The following is a 22,257-nucleotide window of genomic DNA, read 5'->3' as shown; positions in this document are numbered from 1 at the left end:
CGATTTTACGGAGGAGAAGGAAATGAGCGTCAAGCGAATCAATGCTGGCCCGCGCATGAGCAGCGCGGTGGTCCACGGCGATACCGTCTATCTCGCCGGCCTGACCGCCGACGATGCCAAGGCCGACGTGAAGGGCCAGACCGCCCAGATCCTGGCGAAGATCGACAAGTTCCTGGCCGAGGCCGGCACCGACAAGTCGAAGATCCTGTCGGCCAACATCTGGCTGACGGACATCTCCACCTGGAGCCAGATGAACGAAGTGTGGGATGCCTGGGTGTCGCCCGGTAACGCGCCCGCCCGCGCCACCGTCGAGGCCAAGCTCGCAGCGCCCGGTCTCAGTGTCGAGATCATGGTGCAGGCTGCCAAGTAAGCCTGCGCTATCGTCAAGGAAGAAGGGCCGGCAATCGCCGGCCCTTTTTTATTGGGAACGTGCCTCTGGTGACAGGGACTTCCTGCTCTGCTGATATCCGTTCAAACAAGAACTCAGAGCAGGAAACGTCCATGAAATTTCGCACGCAGGCGGATGTCGCCGAAATCGAGAAAGTGCCGGTGGCGGAGCGTGTGACGCATGGGAACATGCTGGATCTGCTGCAGCACGCGGCGACGGCATACAAAACCCAGGTCGCGATCCGCTATCTCGCCGGTACCGGCCCCGACGATGCCGTGCGCGATGTCACGTTCGCCGAGCTGATGTCCTCGGTGCGGCAGACCGCGAACCTTCTGTATGCCCATGGCATCGGCCCCGATGATACGGTGACGCTGCTGATGCCGTCGGTGCCCGAAACCTTCTTTGCGCTCTGGGGCGCGGAAGTAGGCGCTGTCGCCAATCCCGTGAACTACTTCCTCGATGCCTCGCAGATCGCCGGCATCATGAAGGAGGCGCGGGCCAAGGCGCTCATTGCGGTCGACGCCTCGATCTTCCCCGACATCTGGCCGAAGGTGGAAGCGATCCGTGCCGCGTTGCCAGAGCTGAAAGTGTTCCGCGTCGGTGGCCAGGCAAGTGCGCCTGTGTCTGGTGTGGTGGAGTTCGAGGCGGCTTGTGCCCAGCAGCTTGGCGATCGGCTGGTGGCACCCAAGAAGCTCGGACGGGATACCGTCGCCGCGCTGTTCCATACTGGTGGCACCACGGGACTGCCGAAGCTCGCCCAGCACACGCATGGGGCGCTGGCGCTTGCGGCGTGGACCAATGCGCTGCCTTTCGGCCTCGAACCGGGCGCCGTTCTGCTCAATCCGCTGCCGCAATTCCACGTCGGTGGCTCGATCTTCGGGGCGCTGTCGCCGGTTGCGAGCGGTTGGACCGTCGTGATTCCCACGCCGCTCGGCGCGCGCAATCCCAACGTCGTGCGCGACTATTGGAGCATTGTCGAACGCCACAAGGTGACGCTGGGCGGCGCGGTGCCAACGACGCTGGCCGCCATCATGAATGTCACCCGCGAGGGCCACGACTTGAGCGCGCTGAAGGGTTTCGTCAGCGGCGGGTCGACCGTGCCCGTGGAGCTGATCCGGCGAATCGAACAGGAGTTCGGCATCCCGGTGGTCGAGGGTTACGGCATGACCGAGGTGCACTGCTATTCGACGATGAATCCAGCACACGGCGAGCGTCGCGCCGGGTCGGTGGGCCTTCGGTTGCCTTACCTCGAGGTCCGCGTGGCCGATGTCGGTTCGGATGGCGCGATCCGTCGCGACTGTGGCTTGGGCGAGATCGGCCATGTGCTGATGCGGGGGCCGCAGGTGACGCCGGGTTACCTCAACCCGCGCCACAACGAGGGCGCCATGCTTGCCGATGGCTGGCTCGATTCCGGCGATCTCGGCCGACTCGATGCCGACGGATATCTGTGGCTCACCGGGCGCTCGAAGGACCTGATCATCCGCGGCGGCCACAACATCGACCCCGTGATGATCGAAGAGGCATTGACGCGCCACCCAGCAGTCGAGACGGCGGCCGCGGTCGGGTTGCCGGACGCCTATGCCGGTGAATTGCCGATGGCTTTCGTGCAGTTGCGGCCCGGCAAGCAGGCGACACCTGAAGAACTTCGGGAATTCTGCCGCAAGGAGATTCCGGAACGCGCTGCCGTTCCCGTGCAGGTCGTGCCGATACCGGTGATGCCTGTGACCGGCGTCGGCAAGATATTCAAGCCGGCGCTCAGGCTCGATGCCGCACAGAGGGCGTTCGAGGCGGCGCTGGCGCCGCTTAAGGCCGAAGGCGTGAAGGCCGAGGTGACGGTGCGCAACGATCCGACCTACGGCACGCTGGCCGAGGTCAGGGCCGCGGGAGCGTCAGGCGAGGTGATCGCCAAACGCTGCGCCGAGCTCCTGGGCGGCTTTCAGATCCGCCACGTCGTGAAGGTCAGTTGATCGGTCCGATGATCTTGCCCGGGTTCATGATGTTGTCCGGGTCGAGTGCTTTCTTGATCGAGCGCATCAGCGACACGGCCTCGCCGTGTTCCTCGTACAGGAACTTGATCTTGCCCATACCGACACCATGCTCGCCGGTGCAGGTGCCGCCGAGAGACAAAGCGCGCGCGATCATGCGGTCGTTCAGCGCTTCGGCCTTGGGCAGGTAAGTCGGGTCGTCGGGATTGATCATCATCGTGAGATGGAAGTTGCCATCGCCTACGTGACCCACGATCGGCGCATAGATACCGTTCTTCTGGATGTCCTTCTGCGTCTCGAGGATGCATTCGGCGAGGCGCGAGATCGGCACACAGACGTCGGTCGCCCACATCCCCCAGCCGGGCCGCGCCGACTTGGCCGCCCAAGCCGCATCGTGGCGGGCCTGCCACATCTTGGTCCGTTCCTCGGCCTGGCTCGTCCAGGCAAAGTCGCCACCGCCATGTTCGGCCGCCAGGGCCTGAACCATCTCGGCCTGTTCCTTCGTGCCGGCCTCGGTGCCGTGGAACTCCAGCAGGAGCAGGTTCTTCGCCGGCAGAGTGAGCTTCGAGTACTTGTTGACCGTGTCGACCGTCTCGGTGTCCATCAGCTCGATGCGGGCGACGGGAATGCCGGACTGGATGGTCTGGATGACGGTATTGACGGCACCTTCCAGCGAATCGAAGGCGCAGGTCGCGGACACCATCGACTCGGGCATGCCGTACAAGCGCAAGGTGATCTCGGTGATGACGCCGAGCGTTCCCTCGGAGCCCACGAACAGCTTCACGAGATCATAGCCGGCGCTCGACTTGCGCGAGCGACGGCCCAGTCGCATCAGGCGGCCGTCTGCCGTCACGACCTGCAGCGACAGCACGTTCTCGCGCATCGTGCCGTAGCGCACGGCGTTGGTGCCGGATGCACGCGTGCTGGTCATGCCGCCGATCGAGGCATCGGCGCCGGGATCGATCGGGAAGAACAGGCCGGTGTCGCGGATATATTCGTTGAGCTGCTTGCGCGTAACGCCGGGCTGCACGATCACGTCGAGGTCGGCCTCGTTCACGGCCAGCACCTTGTTCATGCGGCTGACGTCGAGCGAGATGCCACCGTTGGGCGCGCTGATATGGCCTTCCAGCGAGGTGCCGGTGCCGAAGGGGATGATCGGTGTCTTGAGGCGGGCGCAGAGCTGCACGATCTGCTGCACTTCCTCGGCCGATTCGGCGAAGACCACTGCGTCCGGCAGGTGCGCTTCGTGAAACGAAATATCCTTGCCGTGCTGCTCGCGCACGGCGTGCGCGGTGCTGACGCGATCGCCAAAGAGCTTCTTCAACTCGGCGATGGTGGCATCGACGTTGGGGGCTTTTGCCTGGGCCTGAGCGGCCATGGTGGTTCTCTCCTAGCGGAAGCCCTTTGGATACGCTCAAATGGCGGGAAAGCCAACCTGAAGCCAAACCGAGGAAACGCACCCATGCGCGACGTCTATGTGATCGGCGCCTACACGACCGTCTTCAAGAAGCACCCCGGCCTGAGCTTCGGCGACCTCGCCCGTGAGGCCTATCTCGGCACGCTGTCGGACGCCGGCATGAAGACCGGTGCGGACATTGAATCGGGCTGGCTGGGCAATTGCGGCATGGGCTTCTGGGGCCAGAACTCGATCCGCGGGCAGGCTCTGTTCCAGCCGCTGGTCGAGGAGGGGCTCTTCCCTGAGCGCGTGCCGATGTTCAACGTCGAGAATGCCTGCGCCACCGCCTCGACCGCCTTCATGGGCGCCTGGAAGGACGTGCTGGCCGGCACGCATGAGCTTTCGTTCTGCATCGGCGTCGAGAAGCTCTTCAGCCCCGAGGCGCCGGAGCGCACGGCGGGCCTCTTCAACCAGGGCTACATCACCAGCCAGCATGACCGGCTGGTCGAGGAGATGAACCGGGTCGGCAAGATGGTCGGTTCGGAGTTCAAGCCGGGCGACGACCGTACGATCTTCATGGATACCTATGCCATGCAGGCTAAGTGGCACATGTGGAAGTACGGCACGACGCAGGCGCAGATCGCCGCCGGTGCCGCCAAGAACCACAATTACGGTGCGCTGAACGAGAAGGCGCAGTATCGCTTCCAGATGACGACGCAGTCGGTGATGGAAGATCGGCCAGTGTCGTTTCCGCTGACGCGTGCGATGTGCGCGCCGATTGGCGATGGCGCGGCGGCGGCGCTGCTCTGTTCCAAGGAATATCTCGAGAAGCTGCCCAAGGCGGTCCAGGAACGCGCCGTGCGCATTGCCGGCGTGGGTTTCTCTGGCGGCAAGTACCGCAATCTCGACGAGCCCGGCCTGACACGTGCGGCGGGCGACAAGGCCTACAAGATGGCGGGCCTGAAGCCCGAGGACATCGACGTCGCCGAAGTCCACGACGCCACCAGCTTCTGCGAGGTTTACCAGTGCGAGATGCTGCGCTTCTGCCCCGAGGGTGAAGGCGGAAAGTTCATCGAGTCGGGCGCGACGGGGCCGGGCGGTAAGCTGCCGGTGAACACCTCCGGCGGGCTCGTTTCCAAAGGCCATCCGGTGGGCGCCACCGGCCTCTCCATGCTGGCAGAGCTTGCGACGCAGCTTCGTGGCGAGGCCGGCGCGCGTCAGGTCAAAGGCGCGGAGATCGCACTGGCAGAGAACGGTGGTGGCGTCATCGGCATGGAAGAGGCCGTTGCATCGGTGGTGATCCTGCAACGCTCTTGAAACCGGGACGAAACATCCGACATGGTGTCTCCGTCCCGGTGAGATCCAAGAACTCTCCCGGTTTGTGCATTTGGGGAGAGATAAGGCAATGACTGTCCGCTTCGATAATCGCGTCGCCATCGTTACCGGCGCTGGAAACGGGCTCGGCCGCGCGCATGCGCTGCTGCTGGCCAGCCGCGGCGCCAAGGTGGTGGTGAACGATCCGGGCGGGGCCGTCGATGGCAAGGGCGGCGACCACGCTGCTGCCGACAAGGTCGTGGCCGAAATCAAGGCGGCGGGCGGGCAGGCCGTGCCGAACTACGATTCGGTCGCCGATCCCAAGAGCGCTGCCAACATCGTAAAGACTGCCGTTGATACCTACGGCACTGTCGACATCGTCGTGAACAATGCCGGCGTGCTGCGCGACAAGACCTTCCACAACATGACGGTCGAGGATTTCGAGTTCGTCGTGAAGGTGCATTTCCTCGGCACCGCCTACGTGACGCACGCTGCCTGGCCGATCATGCGCGCCAACGCCTATGGCCGGGTCGTGGTGACCTCGTCCAACTCGGGCATCTACGGCACCTTCGGTCAGGCGAACTACGGCGGCGCCAAGCTCGCCGTGGTGGGCTTCATGAACTCGCTGCGTCTCGAGGGCCAGAAGTACAACGTCCTCATCAACGCGCTGGCGCCGGTGGCTGCGACGCGCATGACCGAGAGCCTGATGACGCCGGAGGCGCTGGCCAAGCTCAGGCCCGAGTTCGTCTCGCCGATGGTTGCTTATCTCTGCTCCGAGCAGTGCCAGCGCACCGGCGACATCTGGAGCGCCGGCGCCGGCACCTTTGCCCGTATCGAATATCGCGAGGCCGAGGGCCTGCGCATCGCGGGTCGGGCACCGACGATCGAAGACGTCGTCGACAATATCGAGAAGATCGCCGACGTCTCGGCGAGCCGCGTGTTCCGCACCTCTGGCGAAGAGGTTGCAGCAGTCGTGGGCGGCTCCTGACCGCCGCGCTCTCCATGCCGCCACCGGTAGGCGACCGTCTGGCGCCGGTCGCCGATTGGCTCGCCCGTGAGGGTCGTCTCGTCGCTTCCCCGTCGGTCTTCATCGAGAAGCTGATGGAGAAGGTCGTGCAGACGGGCCTGCCGGTATGGCGGTTCTACATTGGCCTGCAGCTCATCCATCCGCAGCTTCAGGCCATGGGCTACATGTGGCGGCGCGGTGAACACGTGCAATCGATTGCACGCGCTTACGGCATCCAGTTCACGCCCTCCTATATCGGCAGCCCGCTGCAGGAGGCGCGCGAGCAGGGCCGTGAAGTGCGCTACCGGCTCGACAAGATCACGGACAAGCATCACATCCTGCTGCAGGAGTTGAAATCCGACGGCGGCACCGATTACCTCGCCGTGCCCATGCGCATCTCGCGCAAAGGTCCGCTGCCCGTCGTCAGTTTCGCAACTGATCGTAAGGAAGGCTTTAGCGACGCCGACGTCGAGGACCTGGGCCGTCTGGTCGACATGATGGGCGCGGTGACCGAGATGCACATCGAGCATGGCGTCGCCGACACGGTGACCAACACCTATCTCGGCCACCAGATCAGCGAGCGCGTGTTGAACGGCGCGATCCGCCGCGGCGAAGGCGAGGAGATCCGCGCCGTCCTGTGGTTCTCCGACATGCGCGACTTCACCGGCCTCAACGAGCGGCTGCCCCCTGCCGAGGTGCTGGAACTCCTGAACAACTACTTCCAACTCGTCGGCGATGCGCTCTCCTCACACGGCGGCGAGATCCTGAAATTCATCGGCGATGGCGTAATGGGGTATTTCCCGGCCGAGGATGCACTCTTCCTGCCGATGGTGACGGCTGCGGCTCTCGGGGCCGCACGTCAACTCCTCAACGATGCCGAGGCGGCGAACGAGGCGCGCGCGGCCGGCGGCCGAGAGTTGCTGCGTTTCGGCATCGGCCTGCACGTCGGCGATGTAACCTTCGGCAATATCGGCACGGAAGACAGGCTCGACTTCACGGTGATCGGGGCGGCCGTCAATCGCGCCTCTCGCCTGGAAGGATTGACCAAGGCGCTCGGCGTGAAGGTCTGTGCGTCCGCCGAGTTCAACGAGAATTGCCCGCAGCCGATGAAGTCGCTCGGCGTTCACCGTCTGCGCGGCGTTCCCAAGCCCGTCGAGATCTTCACTCTGCCGGAGTGACGGCCTCAGACTTGCGTCTTCCAGCCTTCGATCCAAGCCAATGCTTCCTCGTCGGGCAGGGGCTGCGTCGAGGCATCGACTTCGAGCCGTTCGCCGACCTTCCTGGCGCCGCAGAGTTCGAGCACCTGATCGACCTTCTTGCCGCCTCCGCAGAAAGTATCCTGATAAGTCATGTCGCCGAGTGCGATGACTCCGTAGCGATGACCTGACAGATCGGACTTCTCCCGCTCCAGGGTTTCGACCAGCGGCAGGATGTTGGTCGGGATGTCCCCCGAGCCGTGCGTGGCGCAGACCACCAGCAGCACATCGTGGGCCTGCAGATCGGCAAAGGTCGCGGCCTTGTCCGTAACGTCGACCGCGTGTCCGGCCTCGGCGAGTACGGGCTTCAGCGCGTCGGCCACCATCTGGGCATTGCCCGATTCGGTGCCGACCAGGATCAGGATCGTGGCCATCCCCATCGGACATACGGGAGGGTGTGCCGCCATGCGACGCGACCGGATGGCGCGGCTCCAGGACCCATGCCAGTCTCCGGCCCCATGGAAGAAACGCCCGTATTGGCCGCTCTGGAGGGCGGCGTCCTGACCCTTACGCTCAACCGGCCGACGCGGTTGAACGCCATGAGCCACCCGCTGATCGAGGCCATGAACGTCCAGTTGAAGCGCGCCCGCGAGGATGACGCGGTCCGCGCCATCCTGTTGACGGGTACAGGCCGAGGCTTCTGCGCCGGCGCCGATCTGGCTGGTCCGGGGCCCGGCGATCCGACGACATCAGGCGAGCGTGACGTCGGTGCCGTGATGGACCGCATCTTCAATCCCATGATCCGCGCCATGCGCGAGCTGCCCAAGCCCATCGTTGCCGCCGTCAATGGCGTGGCAGCGGGCGGCGGGGCCAATCTGGCGCTGGCCTGCGATATCGTGGTGGCCGCGCGCTCGGCGCGCTTCGATCAGGCCTTTGTGCGTATCTCGCTGATACCCGATCTGGGGGGCACATGGTTCCTGCCGCACACGGTGGGCGACGCCCGTGCGCGCGCTCTCGCCATGCTCGGCAGCTCAGTGCCGGCCGAGGAAGCCGAGCGCATGGGCATGGTCTGGCAGGTCGTCGATGATGCCGCGCTGATGGACGAAGCCATCAAGGTTGCGCGCAAGCTCGCGACCGGCCCGACGCGTTCCTATGCCGCCATCAAGAAGGCGATTGATCTGGCAGCCACCAACACGCTCGACCAGCAACTCGATCTCGAGCGCGATAGCCAGCGCGAGCTCGGCCGCAGTGCCGATTTCAAGGAAGGGGTTGCAGCCTTCCTCGCCAAACGCCCCGCCCAGTTCACCGGACACTGAGAAGAAGACAATGACCTACGAGAAGATCCAGATCACCAAGGCCGACGGCCTCGCCACTCTGACGCTGAATTCCCCCGACCGGTTGAACGCCGTCTCACGCAAGATGATCGCCGAGCTCAAGACCTGCTGGGAGGATCTGGCGGCCGATGGATCGGTGCGTGCGGTGCTGCTGACAGGAGCAGGTCGTGGCTTCTGTGCGGGCGCCGATCTCGCCGATCCTGATCGCGAGAAGGGCGAGGTCGCGGATTCAGGCGCCGCTCTCGAAAAGTTCTTCAATCCGGTGATCCGGTTGATGCGCAGCATCCCCAAGCCGATCGTCGCGGCTGTGAACGGGCCGGCAGCCGGCGTCGGCATGAGCTTCGCTCTGGCCGCCGATATCGCGGTCGCCGCCAAGTCGGCCACCTTCCTGCAGGCTTTCGCCCGCATCGGCCTCCTGCCGGATGGTGGCAGCACGTGGTTCCTGCCGCGGCTGGTCGGCGAGCAGCGTGCTCGTGCGTTGGCGATGCTGGCGCCGCAGATCACCGCGCAGCAGGCCAAGGACTGGGGTTTGATCTGGGACGTCGTCGAGGACGGCGAACTGATGAAGTCGGCGAACGAGCTGGCACGGCGGCTGGCCGACGGACCGACGATGTCGCTGGCCCGCATCAAGGAAGCGATGGGCCGCGCCAGCGGCAACACGCTCTCCCAGCAGCTGGATGTCGAGCGTGACTTCCAGCGCGAACTCGGCCGTAGCGAGGACTTCAAGGAAGGCGTCGCGGCCTTCCTCGCCAAGCGCAAGCCCGCGTTCAAGGGCAAATAGGGAGAAAGCAGAATGACGACCCCGCACAAGGAGATCGCCTCGGGCCTCAAATTTCCGGAAGGCCCCGTGGCCATGCCAGATGGCTCGGTGATCCTGGTCGAGATTGCGCGCGAGACGCTGACCCGCGTCATGCCTGACGGCAAACAGCACATCATCGCCAAGCTGGGCGGCGGTCCCAACGGCGCGGCGATGGGGCCAGGCGGCAAGATCTACGTGACCAACAACGGCGGCTTCAACTGGATCGAGCGGCCGGATGGCCGACTCTTTCCCGGCACGCAGCCTGCCTCCTACAAGGGCGGTTCGATCCAGGTCGTCGATCCCGAGACGGGCAAGTTTGAGACACTCTACGATTCCTGCGATGGGCGGAAGCTGAATGGCCCGAACGACCTGGTGTTCGACGATGCCGGCGGCTTCTGGTTCACCGACCTCGGCAAGACCCGCGAGCGCGACAATGATCGCGGCGCTGTCTACTACGCCAAGGCCGACGGCTCGAAGATCGAGGAGAAGGTTTTCCCGCTGGAGCGGCCCAACGGCTGCGGCCTCTCGCCCGACGGCAAGACGCTCTATGTCGTGGAGACGCCGACCGCGCGCGTCTGGGCGTTCGAGCTTTCCGCGCCAGGCGTCATCAAGGACGCCAACGGCCCCTATCGCGGCGAGAAGGGCCGTGTCATCGCGGGCCTCGGCGGCTACCAGATGTTCGATTCACTGGCCGTCGATTCGCAGGGCCATATCTGCGTGGCGACACTGATTACCGGCGCCGTTTCCGACATCTCGCCCGACGGCAAGTCGGTGACGCAATACAAGCTGCCCGATCCGATGGTCACCAACGTCTGCTTCGGCGGCAAGGACCTGCGTACTGCCTATGCGACGTTGTCGATGACCGGCAAGCTCGTCAGCTTCGAGTGGCCGCGGCCGGGCCTGAAGCTCGAGTATCTGAACAAGTAACCGGGAAGGGGGCTCGCGCCCCCTTAACCCTTTGCCTGCGCCCGGACCTCGCGGCTCGCGACGACCTTGCCATTGGCATAGTCCTCGTGGTTGTCGTCGACGTCTCCGAGCTTGTAGCGATAGTTCACCATCATCGCGTAGGACTGCTTCAATCCGTTACTGCTGGTGTCGGCGAGCCAGTTCAGCCGCTCGACGATTGCACCATTGCCAAGATGGAAATGGGCCACACGATCGACGGCGCGAGCTTTCTCGTCGGTCGACGTGAGGTAGCGTGCGGCCAGCCGTGTCAGAATCGGCCGCAACGACTTGTCGATCGCCGGCACCTCCCACCAGCTCGGCCGATCGAGCAACTGACGTACGGCAGCGGCACCGCGCGCCTTGTCGATGACGGGCGCCAGCGAGGAGATCTCTGCCGCCGTCAGCACGGCGTCGCCCTCGTTCTTCAGCCGGTCGTCGATGTGCCGGCGCAACCCCGGGATCGGCGAGAGGGTGGCGAAATCTTTGATATTGGGCAGCTCGCGCGCCAGTTGCTCGGCGACGCGCTTGATCAGGAAGTTGCCGAAGCTGATGCCGGCCAGGCCCTGCTGGCAGTTGGAGATCGAGTAGAAGATCGCCGTGTTGGCCCGCTTGGGATCGGCCGTCTCGTCGCGTGCGTCGAGCAGGCGCTGCACGTTGCCCGCCATGCCGTCGACCAGCGCCACCTCGACGAAGATCAGCGGCTCGTCGGGCATGCGCGGATGGAAGAAGGCGAAACAGCGCCGGTCGGAGTCCAGGCGATTCTTGAGGTCGCGCCAGGAGCGGATGGCATGGACGGCCTCGTAGTCGACCAGCTTCTCGAGCAGCGCCGCCGAGGAGCGCCAGTCGATGCGCACCAGGTCGAGGAAGCCGACATCAAACCAGGCCGCGAGCAGCGGCCGCAGGTCTTCGCTCAGCGCCCGGGCGGCGGTGTCGGTCTTGCCCAGCGTCATCAGCTCGGCGCGCAGGTCGACGACGAACTTCACGCCCTGCGGCACGCCCACGAACTCGCGCAGCAGGCGCACTGCCGGCGGCTCGAGGAGCCGCGTCAGGGCGCGTGCGGGTTCCTTGCCGGCACGCCACCGATCGACCCGTGCGACGGCCGTCTCGCGTGACAGGCCATAGTCGTGGGCGAGGGTGAGCAGAAACTTGCGCCGGCCGGTCGCCGACAGCGACAGGTAAGCCTGCCCCAGCTCGGCGGCACGGCGGCGGCTTGCGGTCTCGCCGCCCTTGGCTTCGAGGCAGGCGTCGATACGGCCCTTCAGTCGCGGGATGTCGTCGTCGGGCAGATCGGCACGCAAGGGGGCGCCGACCGCCTCGCGAGCGCCGCGGGCGGTATCGATGAAGGCGTTGCGCAAACGTTCGAGCGTGCGGTCGACCGTGCTGGAAACCGTCGAGGAGAGAGCGAGTGCCATTCACCGATTATGTCACGGCAAACGTGTCACTCCAGTGGCGTCACAAGAGCGCGCCTTTGGAGGTAGCCTGATCACGCCGCCGTGCGCGACAGCCGATGGAGCTCCTGCCAGACCAGGGTGCGATAGGGGCCGTCCCGGTGCAGCAGTTCCGTCGGCGCTCCGTCCTGCACGATATGACCGCCCTCCAGCACTAGGATACGGTCGAAGCTGCGCAAGGTGGAAAGGCGATGGGCGATGGCGATCACGGTCCGGTTTTCCATCAGCCGGTCCAGCGCCTGGCGGATCGCCTCTTCGGACTCACCATCGAGTGACGATGTCGCCTCGTCGAGCAGGAGTATTGGCGTATCCTTCAGCAAAGCGCGGGCGATGGCGATGCGTTGGCGCTGGCCGGCCGATAGCCGGGCGCCGCGCTCGCCGACGATCGTATCGAAGCCCTGTGGCAAAGCCTGGATGAATGAGTGGCAGCGCGCGGCATCTGCCGCGTGCCTGACTTCCTCGTCACTGGCATCCGGCTTGCCGTATCGGATGTTGTCCATGACCGAGCGGTGAAGCAGTGAAATGTCCTGAGGTACCAGCGAGATTGCCTGCCGCAGACTCTCCTGGGTGGTCTGCGCAATATCCTGGCCATCGATGAGGATGCGGCCACGGTCGAGATCGTGGAAGCGCTGCAACAGGGAGAGCAGGGTCGATTTGCCGCCGCCGGATGGACCGACCAGGCCGGTGCGTTGCCCCGGCCGGAACTCGACACCGAATTTCTCGAACACGCGATGGCCGTCGGCATAGGTGAAGGAGACATTCTCGAAGGTCACGGCGCGGCGCCGGCCGGCGAGGGGGCGTGCGTCCACGGTATCCCGGAGGTCGTGCGGCTGCAGGAGCGTGGTCAATGCCTCGGAGAGCCGAGCGGTGTGTTGCGTGACATCGACCAGAGCCACCGCGAGATCGCGCGTCGCATAGAGGATCGTCAATCCGAGTGTGCACACCAGGATGACCTGACCGCTGCTTATCGCTCCGCGCTGCCACAGCATGATTGCCCACGCGAGCAGACCGACGGTTAGCGCAACCGTGAAGGCGGCATGCAGAAAGCGGATCTTCTCGAGATAGAGCAGGCTGGTACGGCGAGCGGCCATCTCTTCGCCGACGGTCTGCCGGAAGCGGCGCCGCTCACGGCCGATTGCGCCGAAGCTGCGGACCAGCATGATGTTGGAGACAACGTCGGTCAGTTCGCCTTCGACTCCTGCCGCCTTGTCGGCAAACCCCATATGTAGCGTCGCGCCTGCCGCGGCGAGCCGAAAGAGCCCATAAAGCAGGACGGCTGCCACCGCGACCAATGACCCCGTCATCAACGGATCGACTGTCATCAAGAAGGCGACGGCGCCCAAGGTAGCGACGCAGGGCGGCAATACATTCCATATGAACATGTTCTGGATGGTGAAGGCGGCGTTGCCTGTCGCAGTCACTCGGCCGGTCACCGTGCCAGCCTGGCGCCCCGTGAAAAAGCTCGGGGCGTGATCGGTAATGTGTCGGAACAGCTCGCTACGTAATTCGCCGCTGGCCGCCACGAAGGCGTAGCTGGCGATCCAGCCGGCTAGCCGCCACAAGAAGTTGTCGGCTGCCATAAGGCCCACCAACAAGGCAAAGGCCACCCAGACCATCTCGCTATTGCTGCCAGACAGCGCATCGATGAGAGATTTTACACCGTACTGGGTGCTAACCGAGCAGGCGGCGGCGCCGACGACCGCCAGAAAAATGGCGGCATGAGCTATCGGCCGGCGGGCCACGTAGCGAAAAAGAAAAGCGAACGGCCGGCCGGCGAGTGGGCTGAGATCTTCCATGACCTAGGGAACGATTCTGGGGCTGAAAGGTTCATTACCTTGCGGCTCCAGCCGCGAGCTGTGACCAACCGGTGGCTGCCGCGTGATCACCACATTGTACGGTTGATTTTCGCGCTTTCGCGCATGGCGCCTTTGCGAAGCGAAGCGCGTGCGTCGAGGTTACCAATTACGGGAGTACAAGTGCATGCGCATTGCCCAAGTCGCACCGCTGACCGAGGCTATCCCCCCCAAACTCTACGGCGGCACCGAACGCGTCGTATCCTGGCTGACCGAAGAATTGGTGGCCCTCGGCCACGATGTGACCCTGTTCGCCAGCGGCGACTCTCAGACCAAGGCTCGTCTGGAACCGGTCTGGCCCCGGGCACTGCGGCTCGACGGCAAGGTGCGCGATCCAATGGCATTGCACATGGCGATGCTGGAACACGTCTATCAGCGTGCGGACCAGTTCGACATTCTGCATTTCCACCTCGACTATTTTCCCTTTTCGCTCTTCTCACGAAACGCCACACCCTTCATTACAACTTTGCATGGCAGACTCGACCTGCCGGAGCATCAGGTCGTGTTCGATGTCTTCAACCGTGCGCCGGTCATCTCCATTTCCGATGCCCAGCGCCAGCCAGTGCCAAACGCACATTGGATCGACACGATCTATCATGGCTTGCCGGCCGATCTCCTGCAGCCTCGTCCGGCGAAGCCGGGATACCTCGCCGTGCTTGGCCGCATCGCGCCGGAGAAGGCGGTTGACCGCGCGATCCATATCGCTCGCCGCGCCGGCATGCCGCTCAAGATCGCGGCCAAGGTCGATCCTGTAGATAGGCAGTACTACGAGCACGAAATCAGGCCGCTGCTCGAGTTGCCTGGCATCGAGTATATCGGCGAGATCAGCGACGCTCAGAAATCCGACTTTCTGGGCGGTGCGGTCGGGCTGCTGATGCCGATCGACTGGCCCGAGCCGTTTGGGCTGGTGATGATCGAGGCCATGGCCTGCGGCACGCCGATACTCGCCTATCCCGGCGGCTCGGTGCCCGAGATCGTCGAGGACGGATTGACCGGCTTCATCGTCAACAACGAAGCGGAGGCCGTCGATGCCGTACGTCGCCTGCCCGAGCTGTCGCGCGCCCGGATTCGTGCCCGCTTCGAGGAGCGCTTCACGGCCCGGCGCATGGCGATGGATTATCTCTCCGTCTACCGCCGCATGGCCGAGAGCGACGCACCGCGTCTCAGGGTGGTCACAGCCTGAAGCGTCAGGGGCCGACCAGCGCCGTTTCGAGCGTGCGCCAGAGATACCAGCACGCGACCGTGCGATACGGTCGCCACTTTTCTCCGGCCTTTTCGAGGGCTTGCGGGGAGGGCAGGGCGCGCTTGCGGAAGGCCTTCGCATAGGCTTTACGCAGGCTGTAATCGTCGAGCGGCAGGACGTCCGGTCGACCTAGCCTGAACATCAGGAACATCTCGGCGCTCCAGCGGCCGATGCCGCGCACCTGAACCAATCGTTCAATCAGCATGGCGTCGTCGAGTGCCTGCGCTTGTTCGAGCGTTGGCAGCTCACCACTGGCAACTCGGCGCGCGAGGTCCTGCACGGCCAGCACCTTGGCGCGTGAGAGGCCGCAGCCGCGCAGCTTCTCGTCCGGCGTCCTCAGAATATGGCGTGGTGTGAAGCCGTCGGTCGCGCGCGGATAGAGGGCCTCGACCCGTCCGTAGATCGTTGCGGCCGCCTTGTTGGAAAGCTGCTGGTAGACGATCGCTTCGGCAAGCGCACCAAAGAGGCTGCGTGAGGCCTTGAGCTCCATCCGGAAAGGGCCGACGGCGTCGATGATTTCGGCAAGCGCCAGATCGGCCGCGCGCAGGTGGTTGACGGCTCGACGTGGCTGGAAGCCAAAGCCTGTCATCGCGCCGTATCGAACAGGGGGCCGGCGCTTAGCGCCGAGGCGCCTTCGATTTCCAGGATGCGCCGCTTGGTTGCGACACCACCGCCCGCGGAAAAGCCGCCCATCTTGCCGTCGGCGCCGAGCACGCGATGGCAGGGGACGATGATGGCAATGGGGTTGCGTCCGAGCGCCTGACCGACCTCGCGCGATTCATGCGGCGTGCCGAGACGCTTGGCGATCTCGCCATAGGTCATCGTGTGACCGGGTGGGATGGTGCGCGCCACTTCGTAGACCTTACGGTGGAACTCCGGCGCAGCTTCGAGATCGAGCGGGATGTCTTCGAGGGTAGTGGCGCCACCTGCCAGCAATGCCTGCACGCGATCGAGTGCACGCTGCACGCCAGAAGGCGGGGTGGTCTCCGTCACGCCGGGCCAGCGCCGCTTGACCCGGCTGCGCGTTGCCTGGGCCGTCGCCTCCGGCAGTTGCAGACCGGCGATACCGCGGCCGCTCCAGATGAGCCCGCAGGTGCCGATCGGCGTATCGAACAGAGTGAAGCTCAGGGCCGTCATGGGGGCAGCTTTCTACCTAACCAGTCATCCCGTCAAGTCGTGGAAATCCACCGACCGCACCGTCATCAAACTGGCACCGACGGTGGGTATATTGTCAGGATTGAGTCGAGCCGGAGTCTCTGGGGTTGGTCTATCCGCGGGCCGAAAGCCATGTCCGTCTGAAAGAGGCGGTGCGCCGGCACAAGGCGCTGTCCCGTGAGGGGCTTCTGGAGCGTCTTTTCGAGAAGCTGTTTCGCGGTCTTGTCTATACCCAGATCTGGGAAGATCCCGAGATCGACCTTGAAGCCCTGGCGCTGACGCCGGATTGCCATGTCGTGGCGATCGCTTCGGGCGGCTGCAACGTTCTCTCCTATTTGACGGCCGATCCCGGCCGCATCACGGCCCTCGATCTCAGCCAGGCGCACGTCGCGTTGAACCGCCTGAAGCTCGTGGCTGCGGCCAGGCTGCCCTCGTGGGAATCGTTCTATCGGTTCTTCGGTGCAGCCGACGTCGAGGCCAATCTTCGTGCCTATGACCGCCTGATTGCGCCGCATCTCGACTCGCAGAGCCGTGCCTATTGGGAAGGTCGCAGCCTGCAGCAGTTGGGGCGTCGCCGCATTTCGATCTTCGCACGCAATGCCTATCGTCATGGTGTGCTGGGCCGCTTCATCGGCGTCGCACATGTCGCTGCACGTGCCTATGGGGTCGATCTACGCCAGCTCCTGAGTGCGCAATCGCTCGAAGAGCAGCGGCGTTTCTTCGAGACCATGTTGGCGCCGCTGTTCGACAAGCCTGCGGTGCGCTGGGCCACGGCCAACCGGCTGTCGCTCTATGGCCTCGGCATACCGCCGGCACAGTACGAGGCCTTGGCTGGTGGCCGCGACATGGGAGCCGTGCTGCGCGATCGGGTCGAGCGGCTGGCCTGCGGCTTTAGCCTGCATGACAACTACTTTGCCTGGCAGGCGTTCGGCCGCTCCTATGCCGGCGATGCCAGCGGCCCGCTGCCGCCTTATCTGCGGCAGAATCAGTTCGACGCTGTGCGCGGCCGCGCCGACCGGGTCGATGTGATGAACAAGTCGGTAACGGAGTATCTCGCCTCCTGCCCGGCGGAGTCGCGAGATCGCTATGTCCTGCTCGATGCCCAGGACTGGATGACCGACGCCCAGCTCAACGCGCTCTGGACCGAGATCACGCGCACCGCGCGGCCAGGCGCGCGCGTCGTCTTCCGCACTGCCGCCGAGCCTTCGCTGCTGCCGGGCCGGGTCGATCCGGCACTGCTGTCGCGTTGGCGCTACGAAGAGCAGGCGTCGCTCGCCTTCACGCAACGCGACCGGTCCGCGATCTATGGCGGCTTCCACCTCTATGTCTTCGAGGGCTGAGGTGAGCGAGATCGTGGCGACCTCCGGCCGCTCGGCGGAGCTGATGGATCGCATCTACCGCCGCCAGCGCCACGTTTACGATCTCAGCCGTAAGTACTACCTGCTGGGCCGCGATCGCATGATCGACCAGTTGGCGCCGCCACCGGGCGAGCGGGTTCTGGAGATCGGCTGTGGCACGGCGCGTAATCTGGTTGCTGTCGCACGCCGCTATCCCGAGGCGGCCCTGTTCGGCATCGACATCTCTACGGAGATGCTGCTGACAGCCAGGCAGATCGTCGAGCGGGAGGGGCTCGCGTCGCGTATCCGCCTCGCCCATGCCGACGCCACACGGTTCGATCCGGCTATTCTCTTCGGCGTGCCGTCCTTTTCGCGGATCTTCATCTCCTACAGCCTGTCGATGATCCCGGCCTGGGAGAGCGTGCTGGCCCAGGCGCTGGCATGGGTGCGACCTGGCGGTGAACTGCATATCGTTGATTTCGGCGGCCAGGAACGCCTGCCGCTCTGGTTCCGCGTCGGCCTGCGGCGCTGGCTTGCCTTGTTCCATGTCGCGCCGCGCGACGGGCTGGAAGCTTCGCTGGCCGAACTGGCCCAGGGGCGGGCAGCAGCCCTCAGCCGTTTCGAGCGGCCCTATCGCGGATACGCCCAGTACGCAGTCTGCCGGCGCAGCGATCCCCGCATCTAGATAGGTCCTGAAGGCCGGGATTCGAGTGATGGAGCCGATCGGATTTTGCGCGCACAATAGGCGGTCAGCGGTTTCAGGCTCAGGATGAGCCGCACCGAGTGCCAGAGCACCTTTGCCGACCAATCCAACTTTTGTGGGAGTACAGCACGCGTCTAGAGGAGACAGACAATGCCGACCTGGACACCCGACCCGAGTTTCTATCCTTCACCTCGAATGGCGATGAAGGCCAAACCGGAAACGCTGGCCTATGTCGCAGCCTTCGATCCAGACCGGAAGGTTCCGGACTCGATAGCCGTCGTCGACGTCGACTCCAACTCCGCAAGCTACTCGACCATCATCGGCAATACGTCGATGCCCAATGTCGGCGACGAGCTGCATCATTTTGGATGGAACGCCTGCTCGTCGAGCCTGTGCCCCAACGCGCCACATCCGCACATGGAGCGGCGCTATCTGATCGTGCCGGGCCTGCGCTCTTCGCGCATTCACATCCTCGATACCAAGCCCGATCCGCGCCAGCCCGCGATCGTCAAGGTGATCGAACCCGAGGAGGTCGCCGACAAAGCGGGCTATACGCGACCACACACCATCCATTGCGGACCCGAGGGCATCTACGTCGCCGCGCTCGGCAATCGTGAAGGCAAGGGACCTGGCGGCATCTTCCTGATGGATCACGAAAGCTTCGACGTCCGAGGCCAGTGGGAGATGGACCGTGGACCGCAGCACTTCGCCTACGATGCCTGGTGGCATCTCGGACACGACACGATGGTGACCAGTGAATGGGGTACGCCGGATACTTTCGAGAACGGCCTGATCCCCGAGGTGTTGCTGGGCGCCAAGTACGGGCGTCGGCTGCATTTCTGGGATCTGCACAAGCGCAAGCACATGCAAACCATCGATTTCGGCGACAAGTACCAGCTCGTCTTCGAGCTGCGGCCCGCACATGATCCGACCAAGGCCTACGGCTTCGTCAATTGTGTCATCAGTCTGGAGAACCTCTCGTCGTCGATCTGGACCTGGTACCGCGACGGCGACAAGTGGGCCGTCAAGAAGGTGATCGAGATCCCGGCCGAGCCCGCGAGCGAGGACGACCTGCCACCCGTTCTCAAAGGCTTCAAGGCCTGTCCACCGCTGGTCACCGACATCGACCTCTCCATGGACGACAAGTTCCTCTACGTCGCTTGCTGGGGCACAGGTGATCTCCAGCAGTACGACGTCTCCGATCCGCTCAATCCCAAACTGACGGGCAAAGTGCGTATCGGCGGCATCGTTTCCAGGGCGACGCATCCGGCGGGCAACGGGGCGCTCAGCGGTGGCCCGCAAATGGTCGAGATCAGCCGCGACGGCCGGCGCGTGTATTTCACCAACTCGCTTTACGGCGCCATCGATCCGCAATTCTATCCCGACGGGATCGAGGGTTGGATGGTGAAGCTCGACGCCTCGCCGTCCGGCGGCATCGCCTTCGATCCCAAGTTCTTCGTGAAGTGGCCGAAGTCGCATCGGCCACATCAGGTGCGGCTTGAAGGCGGCGACTGCTCGTCGGACTCGTACTGCTATCCCTGACGGGACGCGGCAGTGACGAGTGGCGCCTGGCCGTGGATCGTCATCGCTGGGCTGGGCGCCTTTCATGGCCTCAATCCGGGCATGGGCTGGCTGTTCGCGGTTGCGCTGGGGCAGCATCGCCAGGATCGTCGTATCGTTTGGCTGTCCCTGCTGCCGATTGCGGCAGGGCATGCCCTATCCATCGCAATGACGGCCGGCCTGCTCGTCCTGGCCGGCGTGCTGGTCGATGTTCGGACCGTGAGCGTCGCAGCCGGACTGTTCCTCATCGGCTGGGCGATGTTCCATTGGTTCTATGGGGCGCGTCATCGCGTTCGGGTCGGCATGCGCACGGGGCTCGCCGGTCTCGGCCTCTGGTCATTCCTGATGGCCTCAGCCCACGGTGCCGGGCTGATGTTGTGGCCCGTCCTGGTGCCGCTCTGCTTTCCCGGTGACGTGGCAGCGGGCGCAGCCTCGCCCGTGGTTCCAGCTCTTCTAGGCATCGGCCTGCACACGCTCGCGATGCTGGGGGTCACAGCCGCAGTGGCCGTGTCAGTCTATGAGTGGATCGGGTTGGCCATGCTGCGGCATGCGTGGATCAATCTCGACCTCGTATGGACCGTGGCGCTTGTCCTGGCGGGTATGGTGCTCCTGGTGGCGTAGCGGCATGGCAGCTCTATCGCCGCATGGCCCCTCCGCCGGCGAGGCATGGCAGGGGCCATTGGCAAGCCCCTGCGAGCGGTGCTACCCCGACACATTGATTGAGTTGGGAGTACCCAAGATGACCGAAGCCTTCATTTGTGATGCGATCCGCACCCCCGTCGGCCGTTATAACGGTGGCCTGGGCGCTATGCGTGTGGACGATCTCGCCGCCCATCCGATCAAGGCGCTGATGCAGCGCAACGCCAATGTCGATTGGGGCTCGGTCGACGATGTCATCTATGGTTGTGTGAACCAGGCGGGCGAGGACAACCGCAATGTCGCGCGCATGGCAGGTCTGCTCGCCGGTCTGCCAGTTGAGGTTGCCGGCGCCACCGTGAATCGGCTCTGCGGGTCGGGCCTGGAAGCGGCCGGACATGCCGCACGCGCCGTGAAGCTCGGCGAAGCCGACATGATGATCGCTGGCGGCGTCGAGGGCATGACCCGCTCGCCCTATGTCATGGGCAAGCCCGAAGGCGCCTTCGACCGCTCCATGAAGCTCGAGGACACGGTGCTGGGCTGGCGCTTCGTCAACCCGCGCATGAAGGCCGCCTATGGTGTCGACCCGATGGGCCAGACCGCCGAGAACGTCGCGACGGAACACCAGATCAGCCGCACCGATCAGGACGCCTTCGCCTATCGCAGCCAGCGCCGCTGCAAGGCCGCGCAGGATCGCGGCTTCTTCGACAAGGAAATCGTTTCGGTCACCGTCAAGAAGGGCAAGGCCGAGATTGTCGTCGGCAAGGACGAGCACCCGCGCGGTGATACGACGATGGAAACCCTCTCAAAGCTGGCGGCGGCGTTCCGCGACGGCGGCTCGGTGACGGCCGGTAACTCCTCGGGCCTGAACGATGGCGCTTGCGCCATGATCATCGCCTCGGAAGCTGCGGCCCGGGCCAACGGCCTCACGCCCCGCGCCCGTATCCTGGGCACGGTATCGGCCGGCGTGCCGCCCCGCGTCATGGGCATCGGCCCGGTGCCGGCGACACAGAAGCTGCTGGCCAAGCTCGGCATGACCATCGGCGATTTCGACACGATCGAACTCAATGAGGCCTTCGCGGCCCAGGCGCTTGCCGTCCTCCGTCAGCTTGGCCTCAGCGACGATGCCGAGAACGTCAATCCCAACGGTGGCGCCATCGCGCTCGGCCATCCGCTCGGCGCCTCAGGCGGCCGGTTGATGATCACGGCTCTCAACCAGCTCGAAGCGACTGGTGGCAAGCGCGCTCTTGCCACCATGTGCATCGGCGTCGGCCAGGGCATCGCGCTGGCGCTGGAACGGGTCTGATACGCCGCCTGCGCCGAAGCTGTCGCGTCGACCTCGTCAGGCAGCAAGGCTGAGATTGATACCGCCCTGGCGCATCTCGGTGAGCATGCGCTTGCGGCTGCCGTCGAGGTCGATGGCGGCGGTGGCCTCGAGCACCACGGCGACATCGAAGCCGGCCTGGCGGGCGTCGATGGCCGACCAGGCAACGCAGTAGTCGAGCGCCAGGCCACAGAAGATCAACCGCGTGAATCCGCGCGCCTTCAGGTAGCCGTCGAGGCCGGTGCGCGTCATGCGATCGTTCTCGCGGAACGCCGAATAGGAATCGATCCCGGTGTGGTAGCCCTTGCGCACGATCATCTGCGCCTTGGTCACTTCGAGATCGGGATGAAAAGCAGCCCCCGGCGTTCCTTGCACACAGTGATCTGGCCATAGGGTCTGCGGGCCGTAAGAGAACTTTACGGTCGAGAAGGGCTCGGCATCGGCCCAGGAACTGGCGAACGAGGCATGGCCTGGCGGATGCCAATCCTGCGTCAGCACGATGTGGTCATGGCGGCCAATCAGGCGGTTGACCAGCGGCACGACGGCATTGGCACCTGGCACAGCCAGCGCGCCGCCTTCGCAGAAATCGTTCTGCATATCGACCACGATCAACGCCTCGTTGGGCATCCGTTACG

Annotated in this window: 21 protein-coding genes; 14 read left to right on the top strand and 7 right to left on the bottom strand. The window is 64.7% G+C overall.

The features are described from left to right. Positions 1-22: 22 nt before the first annotated feature. Both EPO50_RS01730 and EPO50_RS01725 read left to right on the top strand, forming a co-directional pair. Entirely contained in the window at positions 23-370 is a 348-nt protein-coding gene (locus EPO50_RS01730; RefSeq protein ID WP_296340914.1) for a RidA family protein, read from the top strand. Between the two features lie 131 nt (positions 371-501). Further along, positions 502-2,355: an acyl-CoA synthetase gene (locus EPO50_RS01725; RefSeq protein WP_296340913.1), complete on the top strand. Its 1,854-nt coding sequence runs from the start codon at positions 502-504 to the stop codon at positions 2,353-2,355. On the opposite strand, the gene EPO50_RS01720 is transcribed toward EPO50_RS01725, so the two are convergent. Then, positions 2,348-3,751, bottom strand: coding sequence for an FAD-linked oxidase C-terminal domain-containing protein (locus tag EPO50_RS01720; RefSeq protein ID WP_296340912.1), 1,404 nt, complete (start codon positions 3,749-3,751; stop codon positions 2,348-2,350). The genes EPO50_RS01725 and EPO50_RS01720 overlap by 8 nt on opposite strands. Positions 3,752-3,835: 84 nt before the next feature. On the opposite strand from EPO50_RS01720, the gene EPO50_RS01715 reads away from it, so the two are divergent. The 3 genes from EPO50_RS01715 (at position 3,836) to EPO50_RS01705 (ending at position 7,267) form a co-directional block, all read left to right on the top strand. Then, positions 3,836-5,086, top strand: coding sequence for a thiolase family protein (locus EPO50_RS01715; RefSeq protein WP_296340911.1), 1,251 nt, complete (start codon positions 3,836-3,838; stop codon positions 5,084-5,086). Between the two features lie 88 nt (positions 5,087-5,174). Next, positions 5,175-6,071, top strand: a complete 897-nt coding sequence (locus EPO50_RS01710) for an SDR family oxidoreductase (protein WP_296340910.1) — start codon at positions 5,175-5,177, stop codon at positions 6,069-6,071. A gap of 14 nt (positions 6,072-6,085) precedes the next feature. Further along, the gene (locus EPO50_RS01705) at positions 6,086-7,267 is read left to right on the top strand and encodes an adenylate/guanylate cyclase domain-containing protein (protein WP_296340909.1); all 1,182 of its coding nucleotides are present in this window, start codon (positions 6,086-6,088) and stop codon (positions 7,265-7,267) included. Between the two features lie 5 nt (positions 7,268-7,272). Here EPO50_RS01705 and EPO50_RS01700 read toward each other — a convergent pair whose 3' ends face one another. After that, positions 7,273-7,719, bottom strand: a complete 447-nt coding sequence (locus EPO50_RS01700; protein ID WP_296340908.1) for a flavodoxin domain-containing protein — start codon at positions 7,717-7,719, stop codon at positions 7,273-7,275. Between the two features lie 84 nt (positions 7,720-7,803). Here EPO50_RS01700 and paaG point away from each other — a divergent pair, with 84 nt between their 5' ends. The 3 genes from paaG to EPO50_RS01685 are packed head-to-tail and all read left to right on the top strand — an operon-like array spanning position 7,804 to position 10,345. After that, positions 7,804-8,601 (top strand): 2-(1,2-epoxy-1,2-dihydrophenyl)acetyl-CoA isomerase PaaG, encoded by a 798-nt coding sequence (gene paaG, locus EPO50_RS01695; protein ID WP_296340907.1) that lies wholly within the window; start codon positions 7,804-7,806, stop codon positions 8,599-8,601. A gap of 10 nt (positions 8,602-8,611) precedes the next feature. Then, positions 8,612-9,400 (top strand): enoyl-CoA hydratase-related protein, encoded by a 789-nt coding sequence (locus tag EPO50_RS01690; RefSeq protein ID WP_296340906.1) that lies wholly within the window; start codon positions 8,612-8,614, stop codon positions 9,398-9,400. Positions 9,401-9,412: 12 nt separating this feature from the next. Next, entirely contained in the window at positions 9,413-10,345 is a 933-nt protein-coding gene (locus EPO50_RS01685; RefSeq protein WP_296340905.1) for an SMP-30/gluconolactonase/LRE family protein, read from the top strand. Positions 10,346-10,368: 23 nt separating this feature from the next. Here the strand turns inward: EPO50_RS01685 and EPO50_RS01680 are convergent, their stop codons facing one another. Together EPO50_RS01680 and EPO50_RS01675 are read right to left on the bottom strand one after the other, a co-directional pair. Further along, the gene (locus EPO50_RS01680; protein ID WP_296340904.1) at positions 10,369-11,775 is read right to left on the bottom strand and encodes a malonyl-CoA decarboxylase family protein; all 1,407 of its coding nucleotides are present in this window, start codon (positions 11,773-11,775) and stop codon (positions 10,369-10,371) included. Between the two features lie 71 nt (positions 11,776-11,846). After that, complete coding sequence (locus EPO50_RS01675; RefSeq protein ID WP_296340903.1) at positions 11,847-13,607, bottom strand: ABC transporter ATP-binding protein; 1,761 nt, start codon at positions 13,605-13,607, stop codon at positions 11,847-11,849. 184 nt (positions 13,608-13,791) lie between these two features. Between EPO50_RS01675 and EPO50_RS01670 the strand changes: the two genes are divergently transcribed. Next, the gene (locus EPO50_RS01670; RefSeq protein WP_296340902.1) at positions 13,792-14,847 is read left to right on the top strand and encodes a glycosyltransferase family 4 protein; all 1,056 of its coding nucleotides are present in this window, start codon (positions 13,792-13,794) and stop codon (positions 14,845-14,847) included. 4 nt (positions 14,848-14,851) lie between these two features. Here the strand turns inward: EPO50_RS01670 and EPO50_RS01665 are convergent, their stop codons facing one another. Continuing rightward, positions 14,852-15,496 carry a DNA-3-methyladenine glycosylase gene (locus EPO50_RS01665; protein WP_296340901.1) on the bottom strand — a complete coding sequence of 215 codons (645 nt, stop codon included), beginning with the start codon at positions 15,494-15,496 and terminating at the stop codon, positions 14,852-14,854. Further along, a complete protein-coding gene (locus tag EPO50_RS01660; RefSeq protein WP_296340900.1) occupies positions 15,493-16,044 on the bottom strand; it encodes a methylated-DNA--[protein]-cysteine S-methyltransferase in 552 nt (183 codons plus the stop codon). The genes EPO50_RS01665 and EPO50_RS01660 overlap by 4 nt, the downstream gene beginning before the upstream one ends. A 125-nt stretch (positions 16,045-16,169) precedes the next feature. Between EPO50_RS01660 and EPO50_RS01655 the strand changes: the two genes are divergently transcribed. From EPO50_RS01655 to pcaF, 5 genes are all read left to right on the top strand, one after another. Continuing rightward, positions 16,170-17,402: a DUF3419 family protein gene (locus tag EPO50_RS01655; protein ID WP_296340899.1), complete on the top strand. Its 1,233-nt coding sequence runs from the start codon at positions 16,170-16,172 to the stop codon at positions 17,400-17,402. Then, on the top strand, positions 17,386-18,084 hold the full coding sequence (locus EPO50_RS01650; protein ID WP_296340898.1) for a class I SAM-dependent methyltransferase: 699 nt from the start codon (positions 17,386-17,388) through the stop codon (positions 18,082-18,084). Before EPO50_RS01655 ends, EPO50_RS01650 begins: the two co-directional genes overlap by 17 nt. Before the next feature lie 168 nt (positions 18,085-18,252). After that, the gene (locus EPO50_RS01645; RefSeq protein ID WP_296340897.1) at positions 18,253-19,644 is read left to right on the top strand and encodes a selenium-binding family protein; all 1,392 of its coding nucleotides are present in this window, start codon (positions 18,253-18,255) and stop codon (positions 19,642-19,644) included. Positions 19,645-19,656: 12 nt separating this feature from the next. Beyond that, positions 19,657-20,283 (top strand): hypothetical protein, encoded by a 627-nt coding sequence (locus EPO50_RS01640; protein WP_296340896.1) that lies wholly within the window; start codon positions 19,657-19,659, stop codon positions 20,281-20,283. Positions 20,284-20,401: 118 nt separating this feature from the next. Next, positions 20,402-21,604 (top strand): 3-oxoadipyl-CoA thiolase, encoded by a 1,203-nt coding sequence (gene pcaF / locus EPO50_RS01635; RefSeq protein WP_296340895.1) that lies wholly within the window; start codon positions 20,402-20,404, stop codon positions 21,602-21,604. A 36-nt stretch (positions 21,605-21,640) separates the two neighbouring features. Here pcaF and pncA read toward each other — a convergent pair whose 3' ends face one another. After that, on the bottom strand, positions 21,641-22,249 hold the full coding sequence (gene pncA / locus EPO50_RS01630) for a bifunctional nicotinamidase/pyrazinamidase (protein WP_296340894.1): 609 nt from the start codon (positions 22,247-22,249) through the stop codon (positions 21,641-21,643). Positions 22,250-22,257: the final 8 nt, after the last annotated feature.

The sequence above is a fragment of the Reyranella sp. genome (genome assembly GCF_004297405.1).
Taxonomy (GTDB): Bacteria; Pseudomonadota; Alphaproteobacteria; order Reyranellales; family Reyranellaceae; genus Reyranella.
This window is presented reverse-complemented; position numbering and strand designations above follow the sequence as displayed.

Excerpts from the sequence above, each read along its gene's own strand:
- EPO50_RS01685 (WP_296340905.1), top strand. The coding sequence starts at position 9,413 with ATGACGACCCCGCACAAGGAGATCGCCTCGGGCCTCAAATTTCCGGAA.
- EPO50_RS01660 (WP_296340900.1), bottom strand. The coding sequence starts at position 16,044 with ATGACGGCCCTGAGCTTCACTCTGTTCGATACGCCGATCGGCACCTGC.
- EPO50_RS01700 (WP_296340908.1), bottom strand. The coding sequence starts at position 7,719 with ATGGCCACGATCCTGATCCTGGTCGGCACCGAATCGGGCAATGCCCAG.
- EPO50_RS01710 (WP_296340910.1), top strand. The coding sequence starts at position 5,175 with ATGACTGTCCGCTTCGATAATCGCGTCGCCATCGTTACCGGCGCTGGA.
- EPO50_RS01705 (WP_296340909.1), top strand. The coding sequence starts at position 6,086 with ATGCCGCCACCGGTAGGCGACCGTCTGGCGCCGGTCGCCGATTGGCTC.
- EPO50_RS01725 (WP_296340913.1), top strand. The coding sequence starts at position 502 with ATGAAATTTCGCACGCAGGCGGATGTCGCCGAAATCGAGAAAGTGCCG.
- EPO50_RS01690 (WP_296340906.1), top strand. The coding sequence starts at position 8,612 with ATGACCTACGAGAAGATCCAGATCACCAAGGCCGACGGCCTCGCCACT.
- EPO50_RS01730 (WP_296340914.1), top strand. The coding sequence starts at position 23 with ATGAGCGTCAAGCGAATCAATGCTGGCCCGCGCATGAGCAGCGCGGTG.
- EPO50_RS01650 (WP_296340898.1), top strand. The coding sequence starts at position 17,386 with ATGTCTTCGAGGGCTGAGGTGAGCGAGATCGTGGCGACCTCCGGCCGC.
- pncA (WP_296340894.1), bottom strand. The coding sequence starts at position 22,249 with ATGCCCAACGAGGCGTTGATCGTGGTCGATATGCAGAACGATTTCTGC.
- EPO50_RS01670 (WP_296340902.1), top strand. The coding sequence starts at position 13,792 with ATGCGCATTGCCCAAGTCGCACCGCTGACCGAGGCTATCCCCCCCAAA.
- EPO50_RS01645 (WP_296340897.1), top strand. The coding sequence starts at position 18,253 with ATGCCGACCTGGACACCCGACCCGAGTTTCTATCCTTCACCTCGAATG.
- EPO50_RS01665 (WP_296340901.1), bottom strand. The coding sequence starts at position 15,496 with ATGACAGGCTTTGGCTTCCAGCCACGTCGAGCCGTCAACCACCTGCGC.
- pcaF (WP_296340895.1), top strand. The coding sequence starts at position 20,402 with ATGACCGAAGCCTTCATTTGTGATGCGATCCGCACCCCCGTCGGCCGT.
- paaG (WP_296340907.1), top strand. The coding sequence starts at position 7,804 with ATGGAAGAAACGCCCGTATTGGCCGCTCTGGAGGGCGGCGTCCTGACC.
- EPO50_RS01680 (WP_296340904.1), bottom strand. The coding sequence starts at position 11,775 with ATGGCACTCGCTCTCTCCTCGACGGTTTCCAGCACGGTCGACCGCACG.
- EPO50_RS01715 (WP_296340911.1), top strand. The coding sequence starts at position 3,836 with ATGCGCGACGTCTATGTGATCGGCGCCTACACGACCGTCTTCAAGAAG.
- EPO50_RS01675 (WP_296340903.1), bottom strand. The coding sequence starts at position 13,607 with ATGGAAGATCTCAGCCCACTCGCCGGCCGGCCGTTCGCTTTTCTTTTT.
- EPO50_RS01720 (WP_296340912.1), bottom strand. The coding sequence starts at position 3,751 with ATGGCCGCTCAGGCCCAGGCAAAAGCCCCCAACGTCGATGCCACCATC.